This window comes from Pseudomonas sp. NPDC088368, from assembly GCF_044753445.1.
In the GTDB taxonomy this organism is placed as follows: domain Bacteria; phylum Pseudomonadota; class Gammaproteobacteria; order Pseudomonadales; family Pseudomonadaceae; genus Aquipseudomonas; species Aquipseudomonas bambusae.
Genome location: NZ_JBIVNG010000005.1, coordinates 347,475 through 362,396, shown reverse-complemented (window position 1 = coordinate 362,396; position 14,922 = coordinate 347,475). Strand labels below are relative to the sequence as shown.

The window sequence follows — 14,922 nt, the reverse complement described above, 5'->3', positions numbered from 1 at the left end:
TCCTTGCTGCGACACGGAAGCCCATCCGCACGTCACGGGCGACGGCCTGTGCGTCGGGCGCTTGCTGTTCGGCCTGCCCCCAGGGATTCGTTTTCTTGAGGAAGTCCACCTTCGCCTCCCACGCCATCAGTATTTCAATGATCGGCGTGTCCCAAGCATCACGCGGTGGCCACCCCAAGTAGCCGGTGGCTATTCCGAAGAGTTCGTCGACATATCCATTGGGTTTTCGTTTCCCTCGTCGTTTTCGTCTGCGAGTTCTGCATCCGTTTTGCCGCCGGGGTTCAGCAGTGCTTTCACGAACGAGAGAACCTGGCCGCCGACGGCATTGGCACCACCAGCAAAGACAGCTTCTTCGACCGCTTCCAGTTCCTTGCGCTTGTTGGTGTCGATACCCGCACCAGCAGCAATAATCACGGCAATCGCTGCAACGCTGACTTGGCCGATAGCGCTCATAGCAGGCAGCAAGCCGCCGAATTTCGACTCAATTGTGCGCGCGGCGCGCAATGTTGGTTTCAGGGTGTAAGTGGTGCCGCCGGCTTCAACAACAACGGTCCCGTGATTCAGTTTGCTCATGGTGTTCTCTCACAGATATGAAGGAGCCGCCCAAAGGCGGCGGTGAACGCAGGCGGAGCTGTTACTCGACGTCGTCGTCGATGATGTCCGAGTTGATGCCCAGCGTGACGGCGCGCTTGATGACGTCGCCGGTCGTGATACCGGTCTTCTTGTTGCCCATGACTTTCGCTGCGAAATAGTCGACCTGACCGTCGACGTACTCGACCTTGAATGGATAATCGAACCGCGAGCGATCATAGAACGCGTCAACCAGCGCCAACTGGCCAGTGTCGGCTTTGTCAAAGCCGATAGTTAGGTCAGTAGTGCCGGCGTCGGCCAGGCCTTTCAAATGCTCAGAACGCCCGGAGTCGAGACTGGCGAATGTCACATCGTTGATGGTGTCGCCGTAGTCGCCAATGCTTTCCACCTCGCCGACCTTCACATAAGTGATGGCTTTGAGCAGGGTCAGGGCTGCGGCTTTGTCAGTTGGAAGTTTTGCCGAAAGACGCGGGCCAATAGAAATCCGCGTCTTGGCGCCAGTATTTACAGGCATGGGTAGTCCTCCTGAGGACAGGTGAAAGCCGCAACGCGGCGTTGGGGTCAGTTGAAAATCAGTGTTCGGTGATAACGCGAAGGGTCACGCTGCCCTGATAGGTGATGCCGTCGGCATCCCGGTCGCTTTGCTTGCGCTCGACGCGGACCAAAACGACCCGTCCGGTTTGAATGTCCATCGGTCGGAGGTGAAGCGCGGCATCAATCTCGCCCATCAGCCGCTTAACCTCTTCCTGGCCGCGAAACTCGCTCCAGACCGACAGGTAGAACAGGCGTACATCGCGCCGGCTGTCTAACGGGTCATCGTTGGAAGAAATCTCCGAGTCGAGCGAGACGTACGGCATCGGCGCATCCATCGGCACACTGTCGTAAATCGGGCACGACACCTCGGCCGTGAGCCGGTCAAATATCGCGACCTGAAGCGCGAATCCTGGATCAGCCATTGCCCAGCTCCTGACTTGCCCGCTTCAGGGTGTTCGCGACGGCGGCGCTGATATCCGCAAGAACGAACTCCCGATTTACATCCAATGCTGGGCGCAGCCACGGGTGAGCCGGTCGCGCGGGAATGTCTGGATGCTTACCGAAAAAGTGCGATCCGTCCGTTTTGTTCGTGTCACGCTGCTTTCGATTTCCCGAGCGGCGGCCGCCGGTGTAACCCTTCGTCCCGTATTCAAGGAATTTGAGGTAAAAATATCGGCGGTTGTCCTTCAGCCCGCGAAGGCCAATCTGAGCATCGAGCCCGGACTTGCTCACGAACGCTTCCAATGCGTCTGCGGCGTGACCACCGGCGTCGCCACGACCAGAGCGTGGCACTCTTTCCTTCATGGATTCCAATATCCGGTCAGCCGCTTTTTGCATGGCCGGTTTGATCTCATTGTCGATCTGGCCATGGATGTTCCGGAGCACTTTGCGGAGCTTGAAGTCTCCCGCCAGGCGGGACCGGCGGGGAGCCATGATCAGGCCTCAGCCTTTGGCTCTTTCGCCGGTTTGGCAGGAGCTTCATCCACGGCTTCCACCAACTTGCGGTCAACCAGTTCTTTGCCTTCGGCAGCGCCGACCACAAACTCTTCGCCCACAGCTTTACGACCCATTGGGCCGGAGATATCGGCCAAGGCACGTACTTTCATAGTTCTAACCCTCAGTTATGGATTGACGACGTTCGAGCAGAGCAGCCGAAGCATCGTTTGGTCGTTGTCGGCCAGTGCGGCCTCCACCTTGTAGGTGGTGCTCTTGTGGATAATTCGCATGCCCGCCGAGATGTCGGTTCGGTAGCGGATACGAATCTCTGCGGAGATTTCAGCCCTGAGCTGATCGGCCGCCACAGCGACGCGCCCGGTGGGCAGAGTGATCTCGGCCCACACTTTGAAGATTTCCGTCCATGACTCTACGCGGCCGCCGCCGGGCCGAGTGACCGATTCAGCGCGCTGGATCGCACAATGATGACGCAGTGGACCGGCGCGCATTCATACCCCCAAACCAATGCGGTAGGGCGTGAGCAGCGATTTGGAGCCCATAGGGATCTCGCTGGGAGTCGTACCGACCACAACATCTTCGCGGTTCGCATAGAGGTGGCCAAGGATGAGCAAGCATGCCGCTCGGACCGAAGGATTTAACACGATCGGATCAGCGCCAGCGGTGCCATCAAGGACGGCGTTCGCCAATGCATCTGCGTCACCGTAAAACCGCCGGTTCATGAATTGCGCAGCTGAGTCCTCTGCGGCCGCCAGCAACAGATCGACATATTCACGGTCATCATCGTCGGCCTTCAGATGCTGCATTGCTACGTCGGTCGAGATGGCGTTCATTTCAGTCCTTCGGATTTTTGTCCGTAGCCAGTCCGGCTTGGATCAGCTGATCGGCATGACGCTTGGAAACGCTGTACCCGGGACCACCGCGGCGCTTGATCTCGTCTAGGTCCTGGTACGAACGAAGCGGAAAGATCTCCACGGTATTGGCCCCATCCTTTGAGGAATGGTCAGCCTTAACTTCCGTTTCAGGCTTTGCTGACTGGCGCGGCGCCTTCTGCTTGTCTTCTGTAGTGATAGCCATAACAAAATCTCCGTAAGGCGCCCATCTAGGCGCCTTGAATGGTTGAATTAGCCGCCGGAAGCTTGGGTCAGCGGGCCGGTCACGAATGCTTCAGGGCGGTAGACCGCAAATGCCAGACGCTCTTCGGCGCGGATGGTGACCATGTTCTTCTCGAAGTCATCGGCGTTCTCGGTCGATACCAAGATCTCGATTTCCATGCGATCGAGAATCTGTGCGCCAAGACGGAATGCGCCGGTGAGGAAGTCGTCTTGCTGCATGGCCTGTGTCGAAACAACGGGGCGGTTCCACAGGCGAGCGGCGGTGCCCTCTTGCGGCTGACCAACGATGTAGCGTCCTTCACCGTCTTTGGTCAGCTCAATGGCAGCCCAGTCGATCGGGTTCAGAACGATGCCGTCTGCCGGGAATTCAGAGAGTTCAGCCTGCAGCAGCGCCAGACGAAGTCGGTCAATGCGCTGCTCACCGGTGACGACGATGCCGCCCGGTGCTGCGTAGGCTTCAGCCAGAGTCATCAGCCCTTGCAGGTTGGCACCGGTGCCATTCCCGTAAAGCAGCTGGACTTCTTCGACCGTCAGCAGGCCATAGCGAGCACGGGCATCGATATAGCTCTGCAGCGCAGCGGAATCGTCCAGAATCTGGCGGCTGGCTTTGAACAGGTGCGCGAGAGTGCGAACGGGCGCGTTCACCAGCTCGAAAGTGATATCCGAATACGGCTTGGCCGTGTTCTCGGCGACCGGCTTGGCATTGTTGGTAAACCCAGTTTCCCGCACGTACTCATACGAGTTACTGGTGGTCGTGCCTGGGGCGATGAGATCGCGGATCGTCAGCCTACGCTCAGGCGGCATAACGATTTCCTGCCGACGGTCCGGAGCTACCAGTGAGCCCCCAGAGGCAGGAACGGAAGTGATAGCTGCTCGCGGCACGGATACGCGCCGGGAGCCGCGGACGGAGGAGTTGAAGCCCTGCATCTGCTCGCTTGCCACTACCAGCTCACCCGCAGATTGCTGGCGATCTGCGCGCGCACCGCTGGAATTGGCATTCACCAGCTTCTGCTCGGCATCAAGCATGCGCGCCTGGAGTTCGCCCTGCTTCGTCAACAGCTCGTCGACCTTGGCACGGGTTTCAAGCTGCATTTCACCGGAGGCTTTGATTTCCTTCTCGGTGCGCTCGGCATAGGTCTTGATCTGATCGCCGACGGCTTTCAGGTCTGCTTGGGTTTGCTTCTGGGAAGCTTCAATTGCGGAAAGATCTTGCGGCATGGTTTCGTCCTTTCAGAAATGAAAAAACCGCCACGCGGGCGGTTGGTAGTCAGTTAGGGTTTCAGCGAATCAGAAGCCGGGGATGAGGCCTCGAAGTGCTGACGCCTGGTTTGCGGTTTCTTCAAACGCGGATACATCAAGGGCAGCGCGAGGCGTGCCCGGCACGACAGCGCAAAGCGTGTCGCCGCCAGCAGTACATGACGTGCTGGTCTTGATCTGAGAAATCAGTTTGCGCCGTTCGCTGCGTGGCATGCCGGACTTGGCCAGCGCCGCGTCAAGCTTGCGAGCCGAATGGGCCTGAGTGCCGTCTTCGCTCGGGGCCTGCTCGACCTCGGCAGCGGAAATCAGCCCCGTGGCGAAACCTTTGTCGACCGCGTTCGCCCCGTTCATGTAGGTCTCAGCGTCGAGCATCTTCTCCACGGCCGCTTCATCCTGACCGCTCGTATCCGCGTAGAGACTGATCATGGCTCGATCAAATTCTTCCATGGTGTCTGCCAGCTCGCGGATGTCGTGCCGGTTGCCCGCGAAGTATGTCCAGCAGTTGTGAATCATCAGAAATGCGGTCTTCGCGACTTCACGTTTCGCGCCTGCCATCGCGATGACAGAGGCGGCCGACGCCGCCAGGCCAAGAACCTTGATGGTAACTTCCTGCGAATGCTCGAGAAGGCGGTTGTAAATCGCGATGCCTTCGAACATGTCGCCACCCGGCGAGTTGATGTAGACCGTGACGGGCTTGTCACCGATGGCGCGCAATGCGGCATCCACACGCTTGAGGGTTACACCCTCGCCGAACCAGTCCTCGCCGATAATGCCGTACATGGTGATGGTGTCGGTCCCCGACTCCAGCGCAGCGCGCAGGTCGGGGTTCCACAGATCGAGCGCGCGAGGGCTCAGCTCGCAGTTGAAGCTGCGGGCTTTGATGTTCAGAGGCATGGTTACTCCTGCGTCTGGCCGAGCCAGTTTTTTAGGGCTGCTTGTGCGGCCTGCCCGTCAGTTGACTGGCCGAGTTGATCAATTGGAGCCAGGTTGGTCTGGACGGTGAGGACGGCAGCATTCCCACCGTGCCGAGGCAGGTTCTCCTTCACTCGGCACTCGTCGCGGGTCATGATTCCGTTCTGGGTCATCTGGCTGTACCACGCGGCCCTGCCCTCACTGTCTGCTTTCAGAAAGGCTTCCAGCGAAAACTCGGCGTAGTAGGTGCGACGGTCGACCGGACTCAGCAGGCGCTTATTGACGCATTGCTGGATCTGGCTGGTGACAGAGCTGATGCAGAAAGTCAGAAACGCGATCATCTGCTGTTCAAGCCCAGTGCCCCAGTTGCTGCCAGCGTCGGTCTTGCCGACCATCCACGGTGGCACGCCGAACCATCGGCAGATTTCTTCGATGCTGTGCCCTCTTGATTCCAGCAGCTGCGCATCGACGGGGTTGATCCCGATTGTCTCCGCCTTGACGCCCTGCTCGAGGACTGGAGATTTACCCGCGTTCATAGCGCCGGAAACGGTCTTCACATACTCCCGGAAATCCTCCCGCTGCTCGGGCTTGAGGATTCGATCCACGCTGAAAGCGACCGTAGGCAGGAGGCCGTTCTTGAAGGTGCCATTCGCCGCGTCGTCCGCCGACATCGCCGAACCGAACACATCAGCGCCGAACCTGATTGCCGACATACCCACCCGGCCGTCGATGCTGAAGGCAGGAATGTGCAGCATGTCCGGCCGAGCAATCTGCCGCCGCGGCCCTTTCTTCGGGCGGTACCAGTACTCCAGGCGTCCATCATCATCGACTTCAAGATCGATCCGCGACGGCATCAGGAAGTCCAAGGCGATCACGCGACCGCCCGCGCGGTGAATCTCGCAATAGGCATTTCCCCAAAGCAACATCGAGGCAACGACCGCCTGCCAGAACTGGAAGGCCGTCATGTCTTCGTTGGGGCTGTTGTGGATCACGTCATACAGCGAGAAGTCTCGCGCATCTTCTCGATCGCCATCGGCCTTGCGCCGGTAAATCCCAAGGGGAAGCCCGGCAACCGAAGTCGAGATGATGCGAACACATGCCCAGACCGTGGATAGCCTCATCACATTGTCGACGTTCACGGTCTTGCCTGAGCTGGACTGTCCGCCAAGCCATGATCCCCAGAAACCTCCGTCGCTCAGGCGTATGGCCTTTCCGGTCCAGTCGCCGAGCGACTTCATCGGCTTGGCCGCAGCCCTGCCGAGAACCAGCGAAAGAGATTTATTCACCTGCTAATCCTTTCTTGATGAATCCAGAAATCATGAACATCGACGCGGCAGCGGCGACCAGCGCCCAGCCGGTGCCGAAAAGTGTGAAAACGCCGCCGACGAGCAGGCCGAACCCGGCCAGCGCGGTGAGTATGAAAAATGCCAGTGGCAAGCTCATGCGATGATCGGGTTCCGAATTGAGTCCATGAATGATTCAGTCGTGTTTTGCGCTGCATCTACGAGCACTCGACCGATCGCCATAATCAGCGCCACTGCGCCGTCAATCTTGTTGTCGTCTCCCTGCTTGATGGGCCGGACGACGTCGTTATTGCCTGGCAGGTTCTTGCCGATCACGTTCGCCACGCACCAGGTCATGATCGGATTTCCGTCGTGGTGAAACCGCCCGGACTCAATAGCCGCTTCCAGCTCCTTCATCGGGTCTGACATGTTGGTGTAGTTCTGAGTGATGGTGATCGGGCTGAACCCCTCGTCGTCGAGCTCGTGGCTCAACCCCGTAGCGCCGAACGGGTCGATTGGTGACTCACGAAGCGGCGCGTGGTGGTTTGCCTCTTTGGTGTCTTCGAGGATTTCGCGGTAATCGACCTCTGCGCCCTCAGTGATGTCGAGGTGCTGCGAGTTGACCCAGGCCTGGAATCGCTCGCTCATGCGTTTGTTGTCACTGTTGAACGCGGTGTCTTCGGGCACCCAAAACTTGGGGGCCACGCTGTAGTAATGGATGCGCCCATCTATGACTCGCCAGAACAGCCGAGCCCGGGAGTTCATGTCGAGTTTGCGCGCAAGGTCGAAACCGGCGACCCACTCTTGCCCCGCAAACTGGTCCAGGGTCAACGTGGTGTCCTCGCACGCCCTCCAGCTTTCCATGTTGAAGAAGCCGGATTTCGCGCTTACCCACAGATTCAAATGCTTGGTTTTAAAAGTGTTGGTGAACCGCGCCGAGCGGATCGCCCGGGCTTGCTGGCTCTCAAGATATTCCTGGAAGACCGATATCCCATGGTTGGGATTGGCCTTCGCCAGCATCTTCGGATCGGTCCAGTCGTCGCCCTCATCCAAGGTCCAGATGTAGCCGAACAGCTCATCGTCCGGAACGGTGCCCTCCAGCATCTCGATGACCTGGCGGCGCTTGTCATAGCACGGGCCTTCGATATCGGCGCCGGCGGTGGTGATGATGAACATCAGCGGCTGCCGACGGGCGCCCATGCCGGTCAGCATGGTGTCGTATTGCGCCGAGGTACGGTGTTCGTGGTATTCGTCGACAATCGCGCAGCTCGGCGACGCACCGTCACCCGGATCGCCAATCAGCGGCTCGAAGCGGCTGAAGTCCGAGGGGATGTTCATGTTCGAGGCGTTGACCTCGATGCCCGCCGCCTGAATCAGCATGGGCGACTTGCTCACCATCAGCTTCGCCGGGCGGAACACCTCCCATGCCTGCTTCTCGGTGGTCGCGCCCGAATAGACCTCGGCGCCGAACTCGCCGTCGGCCACGAACATGCTGATGCCTACACCAGCGGCGATCACGCTCTTGCCATTCTTCCTTGGCACCTCCCAATAACTCTCGCGGAAGCGCCGGTGCCCACCTTTTTTCCGCACCCATCCGAAGGTGACAGCCATGCCGAAAAGCTGCCAAGGCTCAAGTGTGATCAGCTGCCGCTTGAACGCCCACTCCCCTTTGGTGTGAGGCAGCAGCTGAATCAGCTTGAGCTTTTTCTCGGCCTTTGCCGGATCGAATTTGAACTTGAAACTGCCCTTGCGGCTTGCGGCCACATCATCGAAATGCCGCTGTATGGCCTGGAGAATGTACCTGCACGCCGGAACCTTCCCTCGAAGAACGGACCGAGCCCACGCCATCGCCTTGTCGACGTTGGGGTGCAGGGCTTTGGGCATTTACGAGCTCAGTAGTTGGGCAAATTCGTTCGTGGCTTTTTCTTTGTTGCCGCCGATCAGTCGGGATCGGCTCGCAGGATCGAGGCCGAGCATCGATCCAAAGGTCACCATCTGGCGCATCGATTCGTTCGCTGCAGTTAGCGCCGGATTCTTCATCGGGCTGCCTTGAGCTGACGACACGACAATGCCGAATTCCTGCACCGACTCTTCGGCCATCCGCCACTTATCGTAGGCGGTGCAAAACGCTTCGACGTTGTGCAGATCGGTCAGCGCGATCACGTGTTCTCGGAGCAACTCGGGAACCAACATTTTCCACATCGTGGCGGCCCGCGGACTGAGCCACTCTGGCGGATCAATGTCTTTCGTGACCTCGGAAAACTTCGGTTCGGCCGTATTTAACGCCCGCTTTCCGGGGTTTCCGGCCAGTGCTTTCTTGGCCGTCGGCTTGGGTTTGCGACCACGGCCGGCGACCGTGGCGGTGCCTCCCATCGCGCAACTCCTGAACTTTTAATTTCGCGGGTGTAAAAATCCGGTTCGGGGGACGGTGTCCGTACGAATAGTTCCAGACTTTTGACCCACCCCCTGCCATGGCTAGCCTCTATCGCACCATTTCGGTGCGCGCCGCGCCAGATTTTCGGCAGGCCACCGACTGCGGGCGCGGGCTTCCGAACTCACGACAGTTTTCCGACAGCGCCGAACCGCGCCTCCCTTTTAGTCTTCGCCTCATGGCAATCGTGATTGATTGCGCGCAGGTTCGAGGGGAGATCAGTCCCGCCCTGAGCGAGCGGTATGATGTGGTCAACCTCGTGTGCCGGGCGAATCCGGTCGAGCGCTTTGCACTCATCGCATTGGCAGATGTAGTGGTCCCGCTTCAACACCTGGTCGCGCAGCCTTCGCCACGGTCGACCACCACGCCCGGAGCCTTTTCGGGTCGACCAAGGTTTGGCCAGATGGGCATGCTCATCGCAGTACCGATCGTTGCGAGTCAGCGCGTTGCAACCTTGTGCGTTGCACGGCTTCTGGGGACGAAGCGGCATCAGGTCACCATCGGCTCGACGCGCACATCACCCATCACTACATACTCCACGATGCGATCTGTGCCAGGCATCACCCTGCATGGCTGGTCGATAGCCACCACGATGCCAAGCTCGGAATCAGCAAACGACGCATCTCGAAACTCAACGCCATCAACAAGAATGCGGCGCAGGCCGCGACCATCGCCGACGGTGTGCACGTGCGCTTGGCTGAAGTATTCGATCTCGTCCGCCGTCTGTCGCGGATGCAGGTGCTCATCAATAGCACGGAGCAAATCGCCTGCCTTGCATACAGCATGCGTGAGCTGCACTGAGGCGCCACACTGCTCGATTGCCTGGCACACGTCGTACGCCTGCTTCAGCAGTGGATGTCTTGAGATGTCAGTCATAGTCAGACACTCGCTTGAGCTGCACGCTCAGCAGTGCGTCAAGCTGTTCTCCCAAACGCTTGTAGAGCGTGGTGGTGGGCACGTCACCGGACATGGTCCGGCTGATCTCAGCCATATGCTCCCACTCATCGCGCATCATTCGCGCTATGGATTCAATCGCCGACTCAAGCCGGTCAAAAGTGAATGCCATCGCCTCACCCTGAATCGCTTCGATCTTGCTGAGCGCCGATGACACCTCAGACGCATCGACACTCACGGTCATCTTGTCGAGATGGCGAGCTGTCACCTCGCCCTGCTCGCGCAGATTGAAGATGGTCTTCTCCACGTTCGGCTTGTTACCGGGCGAGCCCATGAACCGTTCCTGCGACAGCTCGTGCGAAGTCACCTGCACGTGCTGGCCGTATTCGCTGCGAAGTGCCCGATCGATCAGTTCCAGTACATGTGACTTGCCGGAGCCAACCGGGCCAACGACAACGATCTCGATCACTTGGGTCATGGGGATTCACTCTACGGTGCAGGTCGGCCACACCAGACGAGCAGCGGCAAGCGCTGTCGCGTGATCGGCGTCTTCCTGCAAGATCATGGGGAAAGGTGGATAGCCCGGCACAGTCACATACCAGGACTTCTTCACTTGCTTTTGCTGCGTTGGATCTGCGCGTCGACCTGATCCGCACAGGTGTCGAGCAGATTGATTGCCCGATCCTTCAAGTCCCACAGGTCGCCGTTCAACGTCAGGTCGTAGTCCGAATCACTGACCCGCTCGCACGGGACCAGCTCCGGTGGTTCGAGCCTTATCGTGGTTGTCTTTGCTGGCGCTGGCTGGCTTGCCGCGCAGGCCGTCAGGCAAAGGCTGATCAGCCCACTTGCGAACAGCTGGGCTCTTACGCTTGAGGTCTTCAAAGTCTTTCCTCGCCTGTTGGGCTTTCTGTTCGCTGGCCTTCAACCGTTTATTTAGGTCAGCCTGATAGTCCGCATTGCGCTTGGCTTCTGCACGTAGGGTAGTGATGGTGGCCTGGCTCTCGGCATTGGCGTCGATGGCGTCCTGCTTTGCTTTGGTCTCGATGGCCACCTCACCGCGAAGAGCAATGACGCGGTATTGCTGGAGACCGGCAAGCAGCACGGCAACCAGCGCGATGATGAATGCCGCTGCGATGGCTTTCATAACGTGTCCGCCTTGCGCCCGATGAACTTGATGATCAGCTCGCGAATCGCGGTCACACCGATAAAACCAATTGCGCCGCCAGCGCCTACTGACAGGCTTGATGGCCAAGCCATCCATTCAATAACGCTGCTGGCGGACAGGCTCAGGCCTCCGCACATCATCGCTTCAAGCAGCACGCGCCACTTATTCGCTTCTTTGCCTTCATAGAGCACACGCAACATCGAAATGGTTGCGGCCATGATTGCCCCCTGCCAAAGCGGCGTAGAGAGGATGAGCCAGATGTGCGCCCAGAAGTCAGGTGTTTTCTCAGGCATGTTCGTCGACATCCGACTGTCCACCCTTTCGGGATCGGAGAAATAAAAAAGCCCGGGCCAACACCCTGGCTCGTAATAGGTACGGCCTCGTTGCAGTCGCTTGCAACGTCTCGCCAAAGTCCCGCCACCCAAATGGATGGAGACGCCCATAGCATTGAATTAATACGGAATTTTCACCTTGTCCTACAATCAGTAATTCGGTACGACCACCACGCCAAGGAGCTATACAAATGGCACAGGAACATCACTACCGAATCGACTATCTGCTGGACGGGGCCTACAAAACTTTCTACATCCGCGCAGCCCAAATGAACAATGCCGAAGCATGGCACTGGGCATCCGTAGATGCTGGGTTCGGGCAGCTTCCCAAATATCGGTCAGACCCCATCACAAAACTAAGCAAACCTCAGGCTGAGCGGTGTGGCATCACAGATGTGGAGTGGTCGAAAGCCTAAGGGTGATGAGTGATGTCTTTCCATCCGTCAACCGATGCCGTCCGTGAGTCTTGGTAGTCGGGCGCATCGGCTGCCGGTGTTCTGTCGTAACACGTGACGACCGGCTATACCGTGTCTAGGCCCACCCGAAGGTCCACCCTAGCTGTGGTCTCGCACACAAACAAAAAGCCCCGCACGGTGGCGGGGCTTTGAATGGGGGTGTCGCGCTGATACAGCTGAACACCGTGACATGAAAACAGAGCTATTCCATATGGACAACTGTTTTTTATGCTGCCTGCTTGAGCGTATCTAGAGCGCAATCGATCCAAGCGACTCCTGCTTTTATAAGCTCCCGCGCCTTCATCTCGCTGACGCCGTACTGGCGGCCCACGCGCACCGCAGGCCACTTCGCGCCGTAGTACAGCCAGATCATGTCACCCATCTGGGCATCACGACGACAAAGCCTGGCAACTGCCCCATCAACAACTCCGGCAAGCTCGTCGGTGATGACATACGACTTTGTCGCGGATGGGGTCACGTCTCTCATGATAGCGAGAGCGGGCGACAGATAGCTGGGAACACCCATCCCATCCATACGCCACCAACCCCACTGTTCGAGCATGTACTCGGTGTCGCCTAGCGGGCGATGTAACGGTTTACGTGTGTTCATGCTCAGTCCCCTGTGTAATTGCTGCCGCCTGCGCCCAGACGGTTGTTCTGTTCGTATTGTTCGTGGGCGCCGCCGATAGCTTGGCGCGCCCGTGATAGCTCCGCAGTGACATTGCGCAGCCGCATGCTGAGTTGCTGAACCATGACCTCGACCGGGAGCGCTTCTCCCGTTTCGGCGCTGACCCAACCGGAGGCGTTGCATTTGGAGCAGTCGATCTGGTGGAACAAACCAGCCGTGACAGTGGTGCCGCGACAGGTGCTACACACAATCAGCGGCTTCAGCTCGCGCCGGAACGATGGTCCGTGGTTCTTCTTCACTTGCAGGCCTCCATCAGTCGTTCATGCACAGCGCGCAGGTCCAGCCGAGACTTGTTGTCGAAGTACTCCCAGACCTTGAGCTCGTGGCCGTTGGCGAGATGGATGACCAAGCATTCACCCTGGCTTCCCAGTTCCCGGGGGATCCTCATCGCACTGATATCCCCTGGATGGACCGCGATGTGTCGGCGCGGATCGACCATGATCATCATTTTGAAACCTCGCCTTTTACGGATTCTGGATAGCGCTAGAGGCCGCGTCTTTACTGGCCTGCGCAGGGATATGCGAATTTCCGTTTCTGTCGTCTTTCCACCCATGAATCAGGGCAAAGCCGCATTCGTCCAATCGCTGATGCCACTTCTCCAGCGCCTCGCGCTTGAGCTGTTCGGCGTGGGTATGGATGTAGGTCTGCACGTTGCGGGTCAGCGTGTGGTTCACCAGCATCTCGCCGATCAGGTAATCGACGCCCAGGTCAGTCCACGCCGTGCGGGCCACCTTGCGCAGATCGTGGCTGGTCCACTCGCCCTGCCCCAGCCGGGTGAACACAGCACAGGCCTGGCCCTCGGTCATGGGGCGGCCGTTCTTGCTCGGGAACAGGTACGTCCCTTGGTAGCCTTTGCGCGCCTGCCATTCGCGGTAGCGCTTCAACAAGCCGACCACTTGCCCGGTCAGCGGCAGGCTGTGATCGCATCGGGTCTTCGTGTTTTCGGCGGGCAGAAACCATTCGCCGCCATCCGCAATTGCGAAGTGTGACCAGCGCGCCTGCCGGGTTTCGCCGACGCGCGTGCCATGGCAGAGCATCAGCAGCGCCAGCATGTGATCGGCCGGGTCGTGATCGAAGCCACCGGCGAACGCTTCGACCAGCGACTCGATCTGCACACCGCGCAACCTCGATGTCTTCGGCTTGATCTTCGCCTTGGTGAAGTCGGTGAAGCGGAATCCAGCGATAGGGTTGGTGGCGATCAATTTGAGCTTCTCGGCCTGTTTGAACGCCACCACCAACACGCCCCACATAAGCCGGACGTAGGACAGCGACAGCTCTTCCTGCATGGGCCACATCGCCTCTCGATCAATGCTGGCGCGCGACACATCGCCGATCTGCATATCAGCCAGTCGAGGCTTGAGGTGGCAGTGAATGGCCGACTTGGCCGATGTCCGGCGCTTGTCAGAAAGGCTGCGGTCGCGGGACTGACGCTCCGAGTACCAGTCGAGCAGCTCGCCGACCGTTTGCAGCGTGCCAGCGGCGGCGGATGCCGCAGGATCGGCGGCCAGGCGCGCATGGATTTGAGACATGACACCCGCCAGCGCCTTGAAGCTCAGTGCCGGGTAGCCGCCGACCTTGTTCCATTTCTTCTTGATCACCAGATACCAGGTGCCACGTTCTCGGGTCAGATTGAAGCGCAGGTACAAACCGGGATGGCGAGGATCGCGTATGGATTCGAACTCTCCGCTGGCTGCTTGCCGACGGATCTCGGCGTCGGAGAACGAAACTATGCCTATCTTGCTCATGCGGCCACCACGGTCTGAGGGAGTCGGAGGTATGCACGGATGTGTTCCATGGCATCGAAGTGGCCGCGGCACACGATGGCGAGATAGCCCTGTTCATTGAGCCTGCCGACCCAGCCGTGCTGATTCACGGATACAGGCGCGTCGTACGGCGGCGTGGCCTTGAACTCGATGTACAGACCGAAATAACCGCCGCGGGCCATCGGCAGCACCAGATCAGGCACGCCCGCTTTGACGCCCTGCTCTTTCAGCTTCGCCGCCACCGCCTTGTGCCGCTGACCGCCGTTCGGCACGTGGTAGATCAGTTCGGCCACTTTCGGCAGACGCAGCTCTAGCTCTCGTAGCAGCGCGGCCTGCTCCTTACCTTCTCGGTCCACCGGCTTGGTGCGCAATGTGCGCGGCTTGTAGGCTTTGGGTGTTGTAGGGGTCACAACGTAGCCCTCCGCTTATTGAGCTGCGGCTCAATCTTGGCCATGGTTTCAGGCGATACCACGTAGCTGCCGTTGAACATCAGCACCATTTCGCAGGGTATTTCCTCTGTCCGAAACCGAAACTTGCGCGCAGGGTCGCCC

At 59.0% G+C, this 14,922-nt stretch carries 26 protein-coding genes; 1 reads left to right on the top strand and 25 read right to left on the bottom strand.

The features are described from left to right. Positions 1 to 189 precede the first annotated feature (189 nt). The 20 genes from ACIQAL_RS13350 to ACIQAL_RS13255 form a co-directional block, all read right to left on the bottom strand. Positions 190 to 573 (bottom strand): hypothetical protein, encoded by a 384-nt coding sequence (locus ACIQAL_RS13350; RefSeq protein WP_401145977.1) that lies wholly within the window; start codon positions 571 to 573, stop codon positions 190 to 192. Between the two features lie 61 nt (positions 574 to 634). Continuing rightward, positions 635 to 1,105 carry a phage tail tube protein gene (locus ACIQAL_RS13345; RefSeq protein ID WP_401145975.1) on the bottom strand — a complete coding sequence of 157 codons (471 nt, stop codon included), beginning with the start codon at positions 1,103 to 1,105 and terminating at the stop codon, positions 635 to 637. A gap of 58 nt (positions 1,106 to 1,163) precedes the next feature. Then, positions 1,164 to 1,547, bottom strand: coding sequence for a DUF3168 domain-containing protein (locus ACIQAL_RS13340; RefSeq protein ID WP_401145973.1), 384 nt, complete (start codon positions 1,545 to 1,547; stop codon positions 1,164 to 1,166). Further along, on the bottom strand, positions 1,540 to 2,058 hold the full coding sequence (locus ACIQAL_RS13335) for an HK97 gp10 family phage protein (protein ID WP_401145971.1): 519 nt from the start codon (positions 2,056 to 2,058) through the stop codon (positions 1,540 to 1,542). The genes ACIQAL_RS13340 and ACIQAL_RS13335 overlap by 8 nt, the downstream gene beginning before the upstream one ends. Before the next feature lie 2 nt (positions 2,059 to 2,060). Then, the gene (locus ACIQAL_RS13330) at positions 2,061 to 2,231 is read right to left on the bottom strand and encodes a hypothetical protein (protein WP_401145970.1); all 171 of its coding nucleotides are present in this window, start codon (positions 2,229 to 2,231) and stop codon (positions 2,061 to 2,063) included. 15 nt (positions 2,232 to 2,246) lie between these two features. Next, positions 2,247 to 2,567 carry a phage head closure protein gene (locus tag ACIQAL_RS13325; protein ID WP_401145967.1) on the bottom strand — a complete coding sequence of 107 codons (321 nt, stop codon included), beginning with the start codon at positions 2,565 to 2,567 and terminating at the stop codon, positions 2,247 to 2,249. After that, positions 2,568 to 2,909 (bottom strand): head-tail connector protein, encoded by a 342-nt coding sequence (locus ACIQAL_RS13320; protein WP_401145965.1) that lies wholly within the window; start codon positions 2,907 to 2,909, stop codon positions 2,568 to 2,570. A gap of 1 nt (position 2,910) precedes the next feature. Further along, positions 2,911 to 3,153: a hypothetical protein gene (locus ACIQAL_RS13315; RefSeq protein WP_401145962.1), complete on the bottom strand. Its 243-nt coding sequence runs from the start codon at positions 3,151 to 3,153 to the stop codon at positions 2,911 to 2,913. Positions 3,154 to 3,200: 47 nt separating this feature from the next. Then, positions 3,201 to 4,409, bottom strand: coding sequence for a phage major capsid protein (locus tag ACIQAL_RS13310; RefSeq protein WP_401145959.1), 1,209 nt, complete (start codon positions 4,407 to 4,409; stop codon positions 3,201 to 3,203). 69 nt (positions 4,410 to 4,478) lie between these two features. Further along, a complete protein-coding gene (locus ACIQAL_RS13305; protein ID WP_401145957.1) occupies positions 4,479 to 5,342 on the bottom strand; it encodes a head maturation protease, ClpP-related in 864 nt (287 codons plus the stop codon). Between the two features lie 2 nt (positions 5,343 to 5,344). Next, on the bottom strand, positions 5,345 to 6,646 hold the full coding sequence (locus tag ACIQAL_RS13300; RefSeq protein ID WP_401145955.1) for a phage portal protein: 1,302 nt from the start codon (positions 6,644 to 6,646) through the stop codon (positions 5,345 to 5,347). Then, positions 6,639 to 6,803 carry a hypothetical protein gene (locus ACIQAL_RS13295; protein ID WP_401145954.1) on the bottom strand — a complete coding sequence of 55 codons (165 nt, stop codon included), beginning with the start codon at positions 6,801 to 6,803 and terminating at the stop codon, positions 6,639 to 6,641. The genes ACIQAL_RS13300 and ACIQAL_RS13295 overlap by 8 nt, the downstream gene beginning before the upstream one ends. After that, positions 6,800 to 8,527, bottom strand: a complete 1,728-nt coding sequence (locus ACIQAL_RS13290; RefSeq protein WP_401145952.1) for a terminase large subunit — start codon at positions 8,525 to 8,527, stop codon at positions 6,800 to 6,802. Before ACIQAL_RS13290 ends, ACIQAL_RS13295 begins: the two co-directional genes overlap by 4 nt. Next, the gene (locus tag ACIQAL_RS13285) at positions 8,528 to 9,016 is read right to left on the bottom strand and encodes a phage terminase small subunit P27 family (RefSeq protein WP_401145950.1); all 489 of its coding nucleotides are present in this window, start codon (positions 9,014 to 9,016) and stop codon (positions 8,528 to 8,530) included. Positions 9,017 to 9,198: 182 nt separating this feature from the next. Further along, positions 9,199 to 9,564, bottom strand: coding sequence for an HNH endonuclease (locus tag ACIQAL_RS13280; RefSeq protein ID WP_401145948.1), 366 nt, complete (start codon positions 9,562 to 9,564; stop codon positions 9,199 to 9,201). After that, positions 9,564 to 9,950, bottom strand: a complete 387-nt coding sequence (locus tag ACIQAL_RS13275; protein WP_401145946.1) for a hypothetical protein — start codon at positions 9,948 to 9,950, stop codon at positions 9,564 to 9,566. Before ACIQAL_RS13275 ends, ACIQAL_RS13280 begins: the two co-directional genes overlap by 1 nt. Continuing rightward, on the bottom strand, positions 9,943 to 10,446 hold the full coding sequence (locus ACIQAL_RS13270) for a hypothetical protein (RefSeq protein WP_401145944.1): 504 nt from the start codon (positions 10,444 to 10,446) through the stop codon (positions 9,943 to 9,945). The genes ACIQAL_RS13275 and ACIQAL_RS13270 overlap by 8 nt, the downstream gene beginning before the upstream one ends. Positions 10,447 to 10,577: 131 nt before the next feature. Then, positions 10,578 to 10,793: a hypothetical protein gene (locus tag ACIQAL_RS13265; protein ID WP_401146223.1), complete on the bottom strand. Its 216-nt coding sequence runs from the start codon at positions 10,791 to 10,793 to the stop codon at positions 10,578 to 10,580. Next, on the bottom strand, positions 10,699 to 11,112 hold the full coding sequence (locus ACIQAL_RS13260) for a hypothetical protein (protein ID WP_401145941.1): 414 nt from the start codon (positions 11,110 to 11,112) through the stop codon (positions 10,699 to 10,701). Before ACIQAL_RS13260 ends, ACIQAL_RS13265 begins: the two co-directional genes overlap by 95 nt. Beyond that, positions 11,109 to 11,426: a phage holin, lambda family gene (locus tag ACIQAL_RS13255; protein ID WP_401146221.1), complete on the bottom strand. Its 318-nt coding sequence runs from the start codon at positions 11,424 to 11,426 to the stop codon at positions 11,109 to 11,111. The genes ACIQAL_RS13260 and ACIQAL_RS13255 overlap by 4 nt, the downstream gene beginning before the upstream one ends. A 230-nt stretch (positions 11,427 to 11,656) precedes the next feature. Between ACIQAL_RS13255 and ACIQAL_RS13250 the strand changes: the two genes are divergently transcribed. After that, a complete protein-coding gene (locus tag ACIQAL_RS13250; RefSeq protein ID WP_401145939.1) occupies positions 11,657 to 11,881 on the top strand; it encodes a DUF6555 family protein in 225 nt (74 codons plus the stop codon). Between the two features lie 265 nt (positions 11,882 to 12,146). On the opposite strand, the gene ACIQAL_RS13245 is transcribed toward ACIQAL_RS13250, so the two are convergent. The 5 genes from ACIQAL_RS13245 to ACIQAL_RS13225 are packed head-to-tail and all read right to left on the bottom strand — an operon-like array spanning position 12,147 to position 14,781. Beyond that, entirely contained in the window at positions 12,147 to 12,530 is a 384-nt protein-coding gene (locus ACIQAL_RS13245) for an antiterminator Q family protein (RefSeq protein WP_401145937.1), read from the bottom strand. 2 nt (positions 12,531 to 12,532) lie between these two features. After that, positions 12,533 to 12,847 (bottom strand): hypothetical protein, encoded by a 315-nt coding sequence (locus ACIQAL_RS13240; RefSeq protein WP_401145934.1) that lies wholly within the window; start codon positions 12,845 to 12,847, stop codon positions 12,533 to 12,535. After that, the gene (locus ACIQAL_RS13235) at positions 12,844 to 13,056 is read right to left on the bottom strand and encodes a hypothetical protein (protein ID WP_401145932.1); all 213 of its coding nucleotides are present in this window, start codon (positions 13,054 to 13,056) and stop codon (positions 12,844 to 12,846) included. The genes ACIQAL_RS13240 and ACIQAL_RS13235 overlap by 4 nt, the downstream gene beginning before the upstream one ends. 16 nt (positions 13,057 to 13,072) lie before the next feature. Further along, positions 13,073 to 14,353, bottom strand: coding sequence for a tyrosine-type recombinase/integrase (locus ACIQAL_RS13230; RefSeq protein WP_401145930.1), 1,281 nt, complete (start codon positions 14,351 to 14,353; stop codon positions 13,073 to 13,075). Continuing rightward, a complete protein-coding gene (locus ACIQAL_RS13225; RefSeq protein ID WP_401145928.1) occupies positions 14,350 to 14,781 on the bottom strand; it encodes a VRR-NUC domain-containing protein in 432 nt (143 codons plus the stop codon). The genes ACIQAL_RS13230 and ACIQAL_RS13225 overlap by 4 nt, the downstream gene beginning before the upstream one ends. Positions 14,782 to 14,922: the final 141 nt, after the last annotated feature.